The organism is Variovorax sp. OK212 (assembly GCF_900112425.1).
Taxonomy (GTDB): domain Bacteria; phylum Pseudomonadota; class Gammaproteobacteria; order Burkholderiales; family Burkholderiaceae_C; genus Variovorax.
The window spans coordinates 693,284-707,403 of record NZ_FOLP01000003.1 but is presented as its reverse complement, the minus strand read 5'-3'; the positions used below and the strand labels follow the sequence as shown (position 1 = coordinate 707,403).

At 69.4% G+C, this 14,120-nt stretch carries 15 protein-coding genes; 3 read left to right on the top strand and 12 right to left on the bottom strand.

Going from position 1 to position 14,120, the window contains the following annotated elements; translation table 11 throughout:
- Positions 1 to 7 precede the first annotated feature (7 nt).
- Positions 8 to 463 (bottom strand): hypothetical protein, encoded by a 456-nt coding sequence (locus BM004_RS13675; RefSeq protein WP_143072431.1) that lies wholly within the window; start codon positions 461 to 463, stop codon positions 8 to 10.
- A gap of 195 nt (positions 464 to 658) precedes the next feature.
- Between BM004_RS13675 and ompR the strand changes: the two genes are divergently transcribed.
- On the top strand, positions 659 to 1,381 hold the full coding sequence (gene ompR, locus BM004_RS13670; protein WP_093213994.1) for an osmolarity response regulator transcription factor OmpR: 723 nt from the start codon (positions 659 to 661) through the stop codon (positions 1,379 to 1,381).
- Positions 1,378 to 2,787, top strand: coding sequence for an ATP-binding protein (locus BM004_RS13665; protein WP_093213991.1), 1,410 nt, complete (start codon positions 1,378 to 1,380; stop codon positions 2,785 to 2,787). Before ompR ends, BM004_RS13665 begins: the two co-directional genes overlap by 4 nt.
- On the opposite strand, the gene BM004_RS13660 is transcribed toward BM004_RS13665, so the two are convergent.
- The 8 genes from BM004_RS13660 to BM004_RS13625 are packed head-to-tail and all read right to left on the bottom strand — an operon-like array spanning position 2,736 to position 10,252.
- Positions 2,736 to 3,644, bottom strand: coding sequence for an isocitrate lyase/PEP mutase family protein (locus tag BM004_RS13660; protein WP_093213989.1), 909 nt, complete (start codon positions 3,642 to 3,644; stop codon positions 2,736 to 2,738). The two genes, BM004_RS13665 and BM004_RS13660, sit on opposite strands and share 52 nt — an antisense overlap.
- 31 nt (positions 3,645 to 3,675) lie before the next feature.
- On the bottom strand, positions 3,676 to 4,890 hold the full coding sequence (locus BM004_RS13655) for an ABC transporter substrate-binding protein (protein WP_093213987.1): 1,215 nt from the start codon (positions 4,888 to 4,890) through the stop codon (positions 3,676 to 3,678).
- Between the two features lie 54 nt (positions 4,891 to 4,944).
- Positions 4,945 to 5,688 carry an ABC transporter ATP-binding protein gene (locus BM004_RS13650; protein WP_093121449.1) on the bottom strand — a complete coding sequence of 248 codons (744 nt, stop codon included), beginning with the start codon at positions 5,686 to 5,688 and terminating at the stop codon, positions 4,945 to 4,947.
- Positions 5,672 to 6,523 (bottom strand): ABC transporter ATP-binding protein, encoded by an 852-nt coding sequence (locus BM004_RS13645; protein WP_093121451.1) that lies wholly within the window; start codon positions 6,521 to 6,523, stop codon positions 5,672 to 5,674. The genes BM004_RS13650 and BM004_RS13645 overlap by 17 nt, the downstream gene beginning before the upstream one ends.
- Positions 6,520 to 7,506, bottom strand: coding sequence for a branched-chain amino acid ABC transporter permease (locus tag BM004_RS13640; RefSeq protein WP_093213985.1), 987 nt, complete (start codon positions 7,504 to 7,506; stop codon positions 6,520 to 6,522). Before BM004_RS13640 ends, BM004_RS13645 begins: the two co-directional genes overlap by 4 nt.
- 10 nt (positions 7,507 to 7,516) lie before the next feature.
- Positions 7,517 to 8,380 carry a branched-chain amino acid ABC transporter permease gene (locus tag BM004_RS13635; RefSeq protein WP_093121456.1) on the bottom strand — a complete coding sequence of 288 codons (864 nt, stop codon included), beginning with the start codon at positions 8,378 to 8,380 and terminating at the stop codon, positions 7,517 to 7,519.
- A 16-nt stretch (positions 8,381 to 8,396) separates the two neighbouring features.
- Positions 8,397 to 8,942, bottom strand: coding sequence for a LeuD/DmdB family oxidoreductase small subunit (locus BM004_RS13630; RefSeq protein WP_093213982.1), 546 nt, complete (start codon positions 8,940 to 8,942; stop codon positions 8,397 to 8,399).
- Positions 8,939 to 10,252: a 3-isopropylmalate dehydratase large subunit gene (locus tag BM004_RS13625; protein WP_093121461.1), complete on the bottom strand. Its 1,314-nt coding sequence runs from the start codon at positions 10,250 to 10,252 to the stop codon at positions 8,939 to 8,941. Before BM004_RS13625 ends, BM004_RS13630 begins: the two co-directional genes overlap by 4 nt.
- 160 nt (positions 10,253 to 10,412) lie before the next feature.
- Here BM004_RS13625 and BM004_RS13620 point away from each other — a divergent pair, with 160 nt between their 5' ends.
- Positions 10,413 to 11,228, top strand: a complete 816-nt coding sequence (locus tag BM004_RS13620; RefSeq protein WP_093121463.1) for an IclR family transcriptional regulator — start codon at positions 10,413 to 10,415, stop codon at positions 11,226 to 11,228.
- 30 nt (positions 11,229 to 11,258) lie between these two features.
- Here BM004_RS13620 and BM004_RS13615 read toward each other — a convergent pair whose 3' ends face one another.
- Genes BM004_RS13615 through BM004_RS13605 form a run of 3 tightly spaced genes read right to left on the bottom strand, consistent with a single transcriptional unit; the run spans position 11,259 to position 13,982 of the window.
- Positions 11,259 to 12,539, bottom strand: coding sequence for an amidohydrolase family protein (locus tag BM004_RS13615; protein ID WP_093213980.1), 1,281 nt, complete (start codon positions 12,537 to 12,539; stop codon positions 11,259 to 11,261).
- Between the two features lie 58 nt (positions 12,540 to 12,597).
- Complete coding sequence (locus BM004_RS13610) at positions 12,598 to 13,050, bottom strand: hypothetical protein (RefSeq protein WP_093123243.1); 453 nt, start codon at positions 13,048 to 13,050, stop codon at positions 12,598 to 12,600.
- 8 nt (positions 13,051 to 13,058) lie between these two features.
- Positions 13,059 to 13,982: an ABC transporter permease gene (locus tag BM004_RS13605; RefSeq protein ID WP_093213977.1), complete on the bottom strand. Its 924-nt coding sequence runs from the start codon at positions 13,980 to 13,982 to the stop codon at positions 13,059 to 13,061.
- Positions 13,983 to 14,120: the final 138 nt, after the last annotated feature.

The following is a 14,120-nucleotide window of genomic DNA, read 5'->3' as shown; positions in this document are numbered from 1 at the left end:
CTTTCGCTCAGCGGCAGGGAATGACAGCGCCGGCGGCGCTGTAGCAGGTGGCGCTGTGGGTGAGGCCGGTGCCGCTGCTGTAGCTGGTGCTGCTCTGCACGCTGTTGCCGGTGGCGGCGCTGGTGGCCGTGGTGCTGCGGCCTTGCGTCACGTTGCCCGACGCATCGCGTGTCGCGCTGCCGCTGCTCTCCACGTTGCCGCGTGCACCGGAGGCCGCAAAGCCGCTGCGGTGGCTGGCCGAGCCGTCGGGGTTGACCGAGGTGGTGCCGGCGCGCGCCGCATAGCCGCCGTCGGGGCCGCGCATGCCGCGCATGTTGCTTGCGGTGGTGCCGCCCGCGGCATCGGGCCGCACGACATGGCGGCTGGCCGCGGCGGCCTCGGTGGCCGAGAGCGTCATGAGGGCCGTGATCGACAAGGCCCCCGCCAGCATGGCGAAGGTCGACGGGAAAAGAACGCGCTTCATGTCCGGAACTCCTTTGCGGTAGCGGCCGCGCACCGTGCGAAGCCATGCCAGCGACTGTGGGCGCGAGGTGTGAGCCAGCCATGGCGGCGCCGGGCCGGTTCATGACAATCCGTGAGCGCGCACGCGGGGCCCTGTCATCGTTTGTCATGATTTCGGGCCCGGCCGGCCGGCCCGGGCGCCGTTACGATCCCCCGCATGACCGAAGCGCTGGCCCGCATCCTGATCGCCGACGACGAAGCCGACCTGCGCGCGCTGCTGCAGCGCTACCTCGGCGACCAGGGCTATGCGGTGCGCACCGTCGAAAGCGCCCAGCCGCTGGACAAGCTGCTGGCCCGAGAGCGCTTCGACGTGCTGGTGCTCGACGTCATGATGCCGGGCGAAGACGGCCTGGCCGTGTGCCGCCGGCTGCGCGCGCAGGGCGAGACCATTCCCATCCTCATGCTGACCGCGCGCGGCGACCCGGTCGACCGCATCGTCGGCCTCGAGATGGGCGCCGACGATTACCTGCCCAAGCCCTTCAACCCGCGCGAACTGCTGGCGCGCATCCAGGCGCTGGTGCGGCGCCAGCGCATGCTGGGCGCGCACACCGGGCCCGCGCCGGCGCAGGAAAGCGTGCGCTTCGGCGCGTTCACGCTGCACCTCGGCGAGCGGCGCCTGGAGCGGGCGGCAGACGGCGGCATGCAGGACGTGCCTCTCACCACCGGCGAATTCGCGCTGCTGCAGGCGCTGGCGCTCAACGCCAACCGCCCGCTGGGCCGCGAGCGCCTCATCGAGCTGGCCCACGGCCGCGCGCACGAGGCCACCGACCGCAGCATCGACGTGCAGGTGATGCGCCTGCGCAAGCTCATCGAAGCCGACTCCGCCCAGCCGCGCCACATCCGCACCGTGTGGGGCGTGGGCTACCTGTTCGTGCCATGAAATTCCTGCCGCGCAGCCTGTTCGGGCGCAACGCGCTCCTGATCGTGACGCTCATCGCGCTGGGCCAGATCGGCGGCGGCCTGCTGCTGCGCGAGATGATCATCAAGCCGCGGCTCGACCAGATTGCCGACAGCGTGGCGCGCAACGTGGCGGCCATCCGCGCGGGGCTCGTGGCGCTGCCGCCGGCGCAGCGGCCGGCGTTCGTGGAGGGGTTCAACCGGCAGGCGCTGGCGGGCCGGGCCGAGCGTGCCGATCGTGCTGGACGTGCGGACAAGGCGCGCGAGCAGCAGGCCGTCAGCCCGCGCGTGCTGCTCACGCCGCTGGAGCGCGGCTTCGTGCGCTCGGTGTCGGCGCGTGTCGCCAGCCAGGGCGTCGAGGCGGTGTGGCGCCGCGAGACCGACGGCGGGCTGGCGCTGCGGCTCACGCTCGACGGCAGCGACCACTGGGTGGTGATGCCGGGCGTGCTGCCCGCGCGCGAGTTCACGGGTGCGATGGTGGCGGTGTCGATCGGCAGCGCCTTGCTCGCGCTGGCCGGTGCGCTGTGGTTCCAGCGCCGGCTCAACCGGCCGCTGGTGCGCGTGGTGGAAGCCGCTCGAACGCTGGCCCGGGGCCAGGAGCCCGCGCCGCTGCCCGAAGACGGGCCCACCGAGGTCGCCACCGTGAGCCGCAGCTTCAACCAGCTCGTCGGCAGCCTGCGCCAGACCGAGCGCGAACGCGCGCTGATGCTGGCCGGCATTTCGCACGACCTGCGCACCCCGCTGACCAAGCTGCGCCTGGGCGTGGAGATCGTGCGCGACCGCATGGAGCCCGAACTGGTGAGCAGCATGACGCGCAGCGTGGAGGAGATGGACGCCATCGTCGGCCAGTTCCTCGACTTTGCGCGCGGCGACGCAGACGAGCGGCTGGCGCCGGCCTCGCTCGACGACCTGGCGCGTTCGCTGGCCGAGGCCAGTGCCGATCACGGCCGGCCGGTCAGTTTGCAGCTGGGCGGTGTGCCATTGCTGCCCTTGCGCCCGCAGGCGATGCAGCGGGCCATCGGCAACCTCGTGGAGAACGCCTGGCGCCATGGCCGGGCGCCGGTCACGCTGTCGACCCGCGTGTCAGGCGAAGAAGCGATCGTCGAGGTCGCGGACCACGGCGACGGCATCGACCCGGCCGAGGCGGAAGCGCTCAAGCAGGCTTTTCGCCGCGGCCATGCCGACCGCAGCGGCGCGGCCGGCGCGGGGCTCGGCCTGGCGATCGTGCAGCGTGTCGCGCAGGCGCATGGCGGGCGGCTCGAACTCGACACGCCGCCCGGTCAGGGCCTGCATGCGCGGCTGTGCGTGCCGCTGCACCCGTCACTGCACATGTCGCTTCAGGCGGCGCGCTTCAGTGCCGGCTCCGCCTCGTCGGCTTTCACCTCGTAGTACGCCTGCCGCTCCTCGATGGCGTTCCAGCCGATGATGTCCTTGAACGCCGGCATCGTCGTCTGGCCGCTCGGCAGCCCGTCGACGTCGCCGGTACGGCGCTCCGACAGCACCTGCAGGTTGGCCTGCAGCGCATGCACCGTGCTCATCAGCGTCACGATGGGGTAGGTCGCGAAGGCCGCCACCGACTCGATCTGCGCGCGGCTCAGCTTGGCCATCCACAGCCCCTGCATGAGCTGCAGCGACAGGCGCCGGCCCGTGGCCTCCTTGAGCTTCACCAGGTCCTCGAAGCCCTTGAAGGTGCGCGAGATCGGCTGGATCAGGTCGGCGCCGGCCTCGGCGTACTGGCACGCGCGGTCGGTCGCCTCCGACGGGTCGATGGCATCGGTGCGCGCCACGATCAGAAAGTCGGGGTCCTGGCGCGCATCCACCGCCGCGCGGATCTTCGCCACGGCGTCGCGCACCGGCACCAGCGGCATCGTCGTGGCGGCGGCGGGGCAGCGCTTGGGGCTGAACTGGTCTTCGATGGAGATCGCGGCCACGCCGGTCTTCTCGAACTCGCGCACCGTGCGCGCCACGTTGATCACGTTGCCGTAGCCGGTGTCGGCGTCGGCAAAGATCGGCTTCTTCACGACGTTGGCGATGCGGTTCACCACGCCCACGTTTTCGGTCAGCGTGTACAGCTCCACGTCGGGCTGGCCCAGCAGCGAGGCCGAGATGCCGAAGCCCGTGGTGAAGATGCCGTCGAAGCCCGACTGGTCGACGAGCAGCGCCGAGAGCGCGTCCTGCGCGCCGGCCATCCAGAAGGTGGGGCCGGAGGTGATGCGCGCGCGCATCGTCTTGCGAACTGAGGTCATGGGAAAAGTGCTCCTTCGGAAAAGTGGGAAATCAACGCTTCACCGGGTCGATGTACCCGCCGAGCGACACGAACTTCTGGTCCTTGAGTTCCATCAGCGCCACGCCGGTCTGGCCGCGGCGCGCATAGCCGCCGGCGCTCAGCGGCTGGAACGAAATCTTCGGCCCGATCTTCTGGTCGAAGCCGGTCATGCCATCCAGCGCGGCCACCACCTTGGTGCGGCTGGGCTCGTTGCCCGCGCGCTTGAGCGCCTCGACCGCCACCGCCGCGGCCGAGTAGCCCATGAGCGCCGTGGAGGAGGGGGCCGACTTCGGGTAAAGCTTGGTGTAGCGCGTGAAGAAGTCCTTGATGACCGGGTTGTCGCCTTCCACCGCGTCGTAGTACGAGGCCACATACAGCTTGGCCGGGCTCTTGCCCAGCAGCTCGACGAACTTCGGGTCGTTCAGGCCGCCCGCGCCGAACACGGTCGGCTTCCAGCCCAGCTTTTCCGCGCCCCGGAAGAACAGCACGGCCTCCTGGCCCAGCGCATAGACGATCACCACGTCGGGCTCGGCCTGCTTGAGCTTGAACACCTGCGAGGTGATGTCGGTGGCAAAGCGCTCGAAGCTCTGCGCCTCCACCAGCTTCAGGCCGTGCTTCTCCAGCTGTTTGCTTGCGATGTCGTAGGCCGGCTTGCCCCAGCCGTCGTTCTGGTAAAGCATGGCGATCTTCTTCGCCTTGAGCTTCTCCACCGCGTAGTCGATGTAGGCGGCCGTCTCGGTCGACTGCGGCGAGGGCAGCACGTACAGCAGCTCGCGCGGCGGCGTGGAGGTCAGGTCGGAGATGCTCAGCGCGCCGATGGTCGGCACCTTGCGGGTCGAGCTGTACTCGTAGGCGCTGATGTTGGTGGCGTGGCCGATGTTGCCCACCATCGCCAGCACGTTGTCGCGCTCCACCAGCAGCTTGGCGTTGGCCACCGACTTCGCGGGCTTGAGCTCGTCGTCGTAGGTGATGAGCTTGATCTTGCGACCGTTCACGCCGCCCTGTTCGTTCACCATGTCGAAGTAGGTGCGGATGCCTTCGTCCACCGCCTTGCCCATGTAGGCCAGCGTGCCCGACATCGGCTGCGACGAGCCGAGCACGATCTCCTTGTCGAGCACGCCCTCGGCCTTGTTCTCGAAGGCGAAGGCCAGGGTCGGCAGTGCGGCGGCGCACAGCAGGGCGGCGCCGGCGGCGAGCACGGTACGGCGCGAAGCGGGGTGGGTCATGGGTCTGTCTCCTGTCATTGGTGTGGGGGAAAAATCTGCGTGGCCTCAGCCGCCTCAGCCGCCCAGGTAGGCGCGGCGGATGTCCTCGTTGCCGGCCAGCTCGGCGGCCGGCCCGTGCATGACGACGCGGCCGGTCTCGATGACGTAGCCCTCGTCGGAAATGTCGAGCGCGATGTCCGCGTCCTGCTCCACGATCAGCAGCGTGAGCCGCTCGCGGTCGCGGATGTCGCGCAGCGTCGAGAAAATGGCGTCCTTCATGATGGGCGCCACGCCCATCGAGGGCTCGTCGAGCATCAGCAGGCGGGGCTTGGCGAGCAGGCCGCGCGCAATCGCCAGCATCTGCTGCTCGCCGCCCGACAGCGTGCCGGCGCGCGAGGTGATGCGCTCCTTCAGCCGCGGAAAGTAGCCCAGCACGCGGTCGATGTCCTCGCGCACCTCGCCGGCCGGGCGGGTGTAGCCGCCGAGCACCAGGTTCTCCTTCACGGAGAGCTGCGCGAACACCATGCGGCCCTGCGGCACGTGCACCACGCCGCGGCGCACCAGCTGTTCGGCCGGCACGTTGGCGATGCTGCGCCCGTCGAACACCGCGGTGCCGCCGGACACCGGCAGCAGGCCCGAGAGCGCGCGCATCAGCGTGGTCTTGCCCGCGCCGTTGGCGCCCAGCACGCACACGATGCCGGCCGCCGGCACCTCGATCGACACGCCGTGCAGCGCGCGGATCTTGCCGTAGGCGGCGCCCAGGTTGTCCACGCGCAGCAGCGGTTCTCCGCGCTTGCTGTCTTCAACGGCGTTTGCCACTCTTGCCTCCTCCGAGATAGGCCTCGACCACGGCCGGGTTCTGTTCGATCTCGCGCGGCGAGCCCTGCGCCAGGAAGGCGCCGTTGTGCATCACGGTGATGGTGTCGGAGATCGACATCACCAGCGGCATGCTGTGCTCGATGAGCAGCAGCGTCGCGCCCGTGGCCTGCTGCAGCCGGCGCAGCGTGTCGCCCAGCGCGTCGATCTCGCGGTTGTTCATGCCGGCGGCCGGCTCGTCGAGCAGCATCAGCACCGGCTCCAGCGCCATGGCGCGCGCCAGCTCCACCAGCTTCTGCGTGCCGTAGGGCAGGTCGCGCACCAGCGTGTGGGCATGCGCGCCCAGCTTCAGGCTGTCGATGATCTGCTGCGTGCGTTCGCGCTGTTCGCGCTCTTCGCGGCGCTGGCGCGGCAGCCGCAGCAGCGCCTCGGCCAGCGTGCAGCGCATGGCGCCCGAGCGCGCGATGAGCACGTTGTCGAACACCGTGAGTTCCGCGAACAGCTCCAGGTTCTGGAAGGTGCGCGCAATGCCCAGGCGCGAGATCTGGTGCGCCTTGCACTTGAGCAGGTCGTGCTCGCCGTGGGCGGTGCGCAGGCGCATCGCGCCCTTCTGCGGCGTGTAGAAGCGGCTGATGCAGTTGAGCATCGTGGTCTTGCCCGCGCCGTTCGGCCCGATCAGCGCGTGCACGGTGCCGGGCATCACGTCGAAGCCGACGTCCTGCACCGCGACGATGCCGCCGAAGCTCATGCGCACGTCCTGCAGCGACAGCAGCGGGGCCGTGCCGGCCGGGGCTTGCGCGCGGGTGGCGACGGGGGCGCCGTCGATCAGTGCCCTCATCGCGGCACCTCCGAACCCGATGCCGCACCCGATGCTGCATCCGCGCCCGGCAGCTTCTTGCGCTTGAGCAGGCTGGCCAGCCCGTCGGGCAGGAACATCAGCGCCAGGATCATCGCCACGCCGTACAGCGCGCGCTGGAACTGGTCGAAGCCGAAGTAGGTGAGCAGCTGCGGCGCGCCGATGACGAACACCGCGCCCAGCACCGAGCCCATGATCGAACCCAGCCCGCCCACGATCACCATCGACACGAAGCTGATCGACACCATGATGTTGAACAGCGACGGATCGATGAAGCGCACCACCGGCGCATACAGCGCGCCCGAGAGGCCCGTGTAGAACGCGCACACGCCGAAGGCGATGAGCTTGAGCTTGGTGGCATTCAGGCCCAGCGCGCGCGAGGCGGTCTCGCTGCCCTTGAGCGCGAGGAAGCCGCGTCCGAAGTGGCTCTGCGAGAGGTTGCGCGCAATCCACAGCGCGGCACCCAGCACCACGGCCACGAACAGGTGGTAGGCCCGCTCGTCCAGCGCGAAGCCCAGGAGCGTCGGGCCGGGCGCGCCCATGCCGTTCTCGCCGCCCGTGAGCTCGCCGCCGGACTTGGCGATTTCCACCGAGATCATCACGAAGCCCAGCGTGGCGATGGCCAGGAACACTTCCTCCAGCCGCAGCACCGGCAGCGCCAGCAGCACGCCCACCACGGTGGCAATGGCCGCCGCGATGAGCATCGACAGCACCAGCGGCACGCCGAAGTGCGTCGTGAGAATCGCGCTGCCGTAGGCGCCGATGCCGAAGAACACGGCGCCCGCCATCGAGATCAGGTTGGTGTAGCCCGTCAGGATGTTGGTGCCGAAGGACGCGAGCGTGTAGATCAGCACCAGCGTGAAGATGTAGAGCACGTAGCCGCCCGGAATGAGCGGTGCGAGCACGAACAGCAGGATGAAGGCGAGCGGCGCCAGCCAGGGCCGCGAATCGAAGATGCGAGTCATGGTGCTTGCCTCAGACTTTCTTGACCTGGCGCCGTGCCAGCAGCCCGTGCGGGCGCAGGATCAGGATGGCCAGCATCACGATGAAGGGCACCGCGTCCTTCCATTCGGAGGACAGGTAGGCGCCGGTGAGGTTGGAGGTCACGCCGATGATCACGCCGCCCAGCAGCGCGCCGGGCATGCTGCCGATGCCGCCGAGCACGGCCGCCGCGAAGGCGAAGTGCAGGGCGCTCTGCATCATCGAGAAGTGCACGAAGGTCAGCGGCGCGATCAGCAGGCCCGCGGCCGCCGCGATCACGTGCGACAGCGCCCAGGCCAGCGAGTAGATGCGCTTGATGGGAATGCCCATGAGCCGCGCGGCCGTGGGGTTCTCCATGGTCGCCTGCATGGCGATGCCCAGCCGCGTGAAGCGGAAGAACGCGAACAGCGCGCCGGCCAGCGCCGCGCACACGCCCACGATGCCCAGGTCGATGCCCGAGACGATCACGCCGCCCAGGTCGATGGGCGCGGCCGGGAACACGCTCGGCAGCTCCTGCGTGTCCTTGCCCCAGATCCAGATGGCGAGGTCGCCGAAGATCAGGAACAGGCCCAGCGTGCAGATGGCCGACGACAGCAGCGCCTTGCCGATGAAGCGGCGAATGATGAAGCGCTCGATCAGCATGCCGAGCGCCGCGCCGAACAGCAGCACGATGGGCACCACGGCCCACATCGGCAGGCCCAGGCGCACCAGCGTGCAGGCGGTGAAGGCCGAGAGCATGGCCGCCTCGCCGTGCGCGAAATTGAGAATGCCGGTCGCCTTGAACACCATCACGATGCCCAGGGCGATCAGCCCGTAGATGGCGCCCAGGGCGACGCCGCTCACGATCATCTGGAGCATGCGGTGTGCTCCGGGCTCAGGCCGCGGACGGCGCAACGGACGACGGCTCGCCCTGCTTCGCCAGCCGTGCCTTCAGGTACGGAATGAAGCCGCCGGCCTCCAGCGTGCCGCGCTCCACCGACGACAGCCGCTCGAACGGCAACTGCCTGCCGCTGCCGACGTTCGTGACGGTGCTGGCCTCCCAGTCGACCTTCAGCTCGTCCCAGCGCGTGGCGATCTCGCGGATGCCGGGGCAGGTGACCAGTGGAAAGCCCATGCTGATCTCGCCGCGGAAGAAGCCCGGCGAGAACGACTCGGCAATCACGCCGGCCACGCCCAGGTGGCGCATGGCGCGCATCGCGGGGTAGTGCGGATGGCCGTAGCCGAAGTTGTGGCCGCCCACGAGCAGGTCGCCCTTTTTCACGGACTTGGCAAAGTCGGGGTCGTAGCTCGTCATGGTGACGGCCGCCAGCTCGTGGATGTCGGTGATCTTGATGTTCTTGATGCCGACGATCAGGTCGATGTCGAAGTCGTCTTCCTTGAAGACCCAGGCCGCGCGGCCTTGCAGGTTGGACATGCTCATGCGGCGCTCCCTTCGAGGGCGCGGGAGGCCTTGGCTTTGGCTTCGGCAGCTTCGGCCAGGTACGGGCGGGGGTCGGCAATGCAGCCTTCGAGCGCGGAGGCCGCCACCACCGCCGCGTTGCAGATGAAGATTTCCGAATCGGCGCTGCCCATGCGGCCCGGGGTGTTCAGCGTGCCGGTCGACACGGCGCGCTGGCCGTCGGTCATGGTCGCGATGCGGCCGTAGCAGTAGTCGCAGCTCGACGAGCTGATGAAGGCGCCGGCGTCCACCAGCGTGGAAATCAGGCCCTCCTTGGCGGCCTGCGACATGATGGCCTGCGAGGTCGGCACCACGTGCAGCTGGAAGCCCGGCTTGATGCGGCGCCCGCGCAGCACGTCGGCCGCGGCGCGCAGGTCTTCGAGCCGCCCGCTGGCGCAGGAGCCGAGGTAGCCGGTGTGCACTTCCAGGCCCGCGTATTCGGACAGGTCGCGCGTGTTGGCGGGGCTGGGCGGCGCCACCACGATGGGGGTGAGCGCGCTCACGTCGATGGTCACTTCGCGGTCGTACACGGCGTCGGCGTCGGGGTAAACCGGGTCGAGCACGATCTTCGAGCGGCCTTCGGCGTAAGCCAGCGTCCTGGCGTCGGGGGCGATCAGCATGGTGGTCGCGCCCAGGAACATGGCCTGACCGCAGATGGTCTGGCGGCCTTCGATGCTCATCTCGTCGATGACCGGCCCGCACAGCTCGACCACCTTGAAGCGGCACGACGACGGGCCCAGCACGCGCACCATGTGGTGGAACACGTCGCGCGCCATCACGCCGGGCTGCAGCGTGCCGGTGAGCTCGATCTTCACCGTGCCGGGCACGGTGAGCGCCATGGTCTCGCTCACGAAGGTCTCGAGCACGCTCTTGCGCGCGCCCATCGCCAGCGTGCCGAAGGCGCCGAGCTGGCTCACGTGGCCGTCGAAGTGCACCGCGAACGCGCCCGGCGTGGCGTAGCCCAGCTCGGCCGACACCTGGTGGCCGATGCCTTCGCGCTCGTGCACCGGCACGCCCTGTTCCTTGCCCCAGGCACGGGTGACCTTGTGCAGCTCTTCTTCCTTGGGCGCCGTGGCCGGGACCATGTGGTCGATGAAGAGCACGAAGCGCTCGGGGCTGGGCACCTTGTCCACGCCGAACTCTTCTTTCGCTTCCTTGAAGAACACGTCGGTGTAGCCGGGGAAGTCGTAAGCGATCACGAAATCGGGACGGGCCAGCACTTCCTCGCCGGCGCGAACGCTGGGGCGTCCGGCCACGCGGGCCAGGATTTTCTCGGTCATCGTTTGGGGCATCTGCATTCCTTGTGTATCCACAATGTGGCGACGTGTGTTGTCGCGTCCCATGAATTACAGATGAGCCGGCCTTTTGCCCCGGATGAGGATAACCCTTAAATATCCACAATGTGGATGCAATATAAAGCGACACCTAGGAGACAAAACCGGAAGGGCAGACATGGCAGGAAAAGAATCGCCACAAGGTGAGAACGCACGCACCGGCACGCAGAGCATCGAGCGGGTGGTCGGCATGCTCCGCGTTGTGGCGTCCCGCGGGCGGCGGGGCATGCGCATCGGCGAAATCGCGGCGACCAGCGGACTGCCGCAGTCGACCTGCGCGCGCATGCTCACGCGGCTGGAAATCGAAGGGCTGGTCGATCGCGACGTGGCCACGCGCAAGTACTTTCTGGGGCCGCTGCTGTACGAGCTGGGCCTGCTCGCGCGGCCGCGCTACCGGCTCAGCGAGCTGTGCGACGGCGCGCTGCACCGGCTGGCCGACCTCACGCAGGACACGCTGTACCTCAGTGAGCGCAGCGGCATGGAGGCGGTGTGCACCAACCGCGCGCTGGGCGACTTTCCGATCAAGGCGATGCCGCTGGACATCGGCATCCGCCGCCCGTTGGGCGTGGGCGCGGGCGGCCTGTCGATGCTGTGCGCCATGCCCGAGGCGGAGGCCGAAGCCATCATCCAGGCCAACGGCCATCGCTACGAGAAGTTCGCCTCGTTCACGGCCGACTTCCTGCGCGAGGCCGTGGCGCAGGGCCGGGCGCGGGGCTACGCCTTCATCGACAGCGTGGTGACGCCGGGCACGGGCGCCATCGGCATCGCGTTCCCCAAGAACAACCCGGTGGGCGCGATCAGCATCGCGGCCATCTCGGGGCGGCTCGGCGCCGACCGCTGCGACGACATGGCGCGCGAACTGCGCCGCGAGGTGCGCAAGATCGAGGCCGCGCTGCTCGGCAACACCGCGCCGGCGGCCGCCGAGGACGACTGACCCGGGCCTGGCGCCGGCGTGTTGTCCAGCTCAGCGCCGGGGCGTCATCCAGCTGGTCGAATCGCCGCGGCCGGCGATGTGCAGGCTCGCCGTGGCCGCGGGTGTTTGCGCCAGCAGCTTGCCCTTGCGGAACACCTTGAGCCGCGTGGCGCGCAGGCGGATCGCCTCGACCGGGTCGCGCGCCTGCAGCAGCACGAAGCTCGCCTCGCAGCCCGCCGCGAGGCCATAGCCCTCCAGGTGCATCACGCGCGCGGCGTTCGTGGTCACCGCCTCGAAGCACTGGCGAATGCCGGCCTGGCTGGTCATCTGCGCCACGTGCAGGCCCATGTGCGCCACTTCGAGCATGTCGCCCGAGCCCATGCCGTACCACGGGTCCATCACGCAGTCGTGGCCGAACGCCACGTTCACGCCGGCGGCCATCAGCTCGGGCACGCGCGTCATGCCGCGGCGCTTGGGGTAGGTGTCGTGGCGGCCCTGCAGCGTGATGTTGATGAGCGGGTTGGCAATGACCGCCACGCCGCTTTGCGCGATGAGCGGCAGCAGCTTGCTCACGTAGTAGTTGTCCATCGAGTGCATCGACGTGCAGTGCGAGCCCGTCACGCGGCCCTGCAGGCCCAGGCGCTGCGCCTCGAACGCCAGCGTCTCGATGTGGCGCGACAGCGGGTCGTCCGACTCGTCGCAGTGCATGTCGACCAGCTTGCCGCGCCCGGCCGCCATTTCGCACAGCAGCTTCACGCTGGCCGCGCCGTCGGCCATGGTGCGCTCGAAATGCGGAATGCCGCCGACCACGTCCACGCCCTTGTCGAGCGCGCGTTCGATGTTCGCGACACCGCCCGGCGAGCGCAGCACGCCGTCCTGCGGGAACGCGACCAGCTGCAGGTCGAGGTAGGGCGCCACCTGGCGCTTGACCTCCAGCAGCGCATCGACGGCGAGCAGGCTCGGGTCGCTGGTGTCCACGTGCGTGCGCACCGCGAGCAAGCCCTTGGCCACCGCCCAGTCGCAGTACGCCAGCGCGCGCTCGATGAGCGCCTCTGCCGTGAGCAACGGCTTCAGCTCGCCCCACAGCGCAATGCCTTCGAGCAGCGTGCCGCTCTGGTTGACGCGCGGCAGGCCGTAGCTCAGCGTGGCGTCCATGTGGAAATGCGGGTCGACGAAGTGCGGCGAGAGCAGCAGGCCCTGCGCGTCGAGCGTCTCGTGCGCGGCTGCGGCAAGGCCCTCGGTGACTTCGGCGATGCGCCCGCCCTGCACGGCGATCGACATGCCTGTGCGGCCGTCGGGGAGGGTGGCGTTGGTGATGAGGAGGTCGAGCATCGTGGGTCTTTGTGATCGTGGGGCGGACGGTGTTCGTTCGGTGCTGGCCCCGGTAGTTTCAGCGCGTGCGCTGCGGCCGGAAGCGGTACTGCCCCGGCGCCGGACCGACTTCGATCGTGACGCGGCGCAGCTTGTCGTCGTGCCCCGAGTCTGCCTTGGCCGTCACCACGATGCCGCGCGGCGTGGCGCGGCAGGTGAGGTCGCTCAGCGCGATCTCCGCATGGTCGTTGTCGAGCTCCGCGACCGCGACCGTGTGCTCGGCATGCAGGCTGCCGTTGGCGTCGCGCGTCATCCACTGCACGTAGAGGAACGACTGCGCGTACTGGTCGGCATGCACCACGCGGTAGGTGCCGTGGTGGTCCTTGCCCCAGGTGCCGCACAGCTGCACCCAGCTCACGGCGTCGGGTGTCTTGAAGGTCTCGTAGCTGTAGTCGGCGCCCAGCGCCTGCGCGTTCGCGCCGCACAGCGCCAGCGAGGCGGCGAGCAGGGCGCCGCGCGCGGTGGAGGTCATGGTCATCGTCAGCGTTCTCCCTTGCGGTAGGGCTTCATCAGTGCCTGTGGGTAGCTGGCCTTGCGTGCCACCAGCACCAGCGCCAGGATCGACAGCAGGTACGGCAGCATCAGGTACAGCTGGTAGGGCAGCACGGCGTCGCCCGATTGTTGCAGCCGCAGTTGCAGCGCGTCGAAGAAGGCGAACAGCAGCGCGCCGAGCAGGGCCTTGCCGGGCCGCCACGAGGCGAACACCACCAGCGCCACGCAGATCCAGCCGCGGCCGTTCACCATGTTGAAGAAGAAGGCGTTGAAGGCCGACAGCGTGAGGAACGAGCCCGCCATGCCCATCAGCGCCGAGCCCGCGACGATGGCGCCGGTGCGCGTGGCCGCGACCGACACGCCCTGGCTTTCCGCGGCCTGCGGGTTCTCGCCGGCCATGCGCAGGGCCAGGCCCAGCGGCGTGCGGTACAGCACCCAGCCGACCACGGGCACCAGCAGCAGCGCGAAGAGGGTGAGCGCGGTCTGCGCGCTCAGGATGGGAACGGGCAGCCAGTCCATCGGCGCGAAGGGCGTGATGGTCGGCGGTGTATTCACCTTCGGAAAGCTCACGCGGTAGCCGAAGTAGCTGAGCGCGGTGGCCAGCAGGGTGATGCCCAGGCCGGACACGTGCTGAGAGAGCGCGAGCCCGACGGTCAGGAAGGCATGCAGCAGGCCGAACACCATGCCGGTGAGCGCGGCCACGCCCACGCCCACCCACAGCGGCGCGCCGGCATACACCGCGAGCCAGCCGGTGAATGCGCCCGCGACCATGATTCCCTCGATGCCGAGGTTGAGCACGCCCGCGCGCTCGCACAGCAGCACGCCGAGCGTGCCGAGGATGAGCGGCGTGGCGATGCGCAGCACCGCGACCCAGAAGGCGGGGTTGGCGAGGATGTCGAGGAAGTCGGTCATGCGGTATTTCTCCCTCCCCTTCCGGGGGAGGGTTGGGGTGGGGGCTGGCGGCTTCCACCGCCGCGCGGCTTCGAAGGCCGCGTGCCCCCATCCCAGCCTTCGCCCGGGAGGGGAAGGGGCAAGGCAGAAGAAATGAAG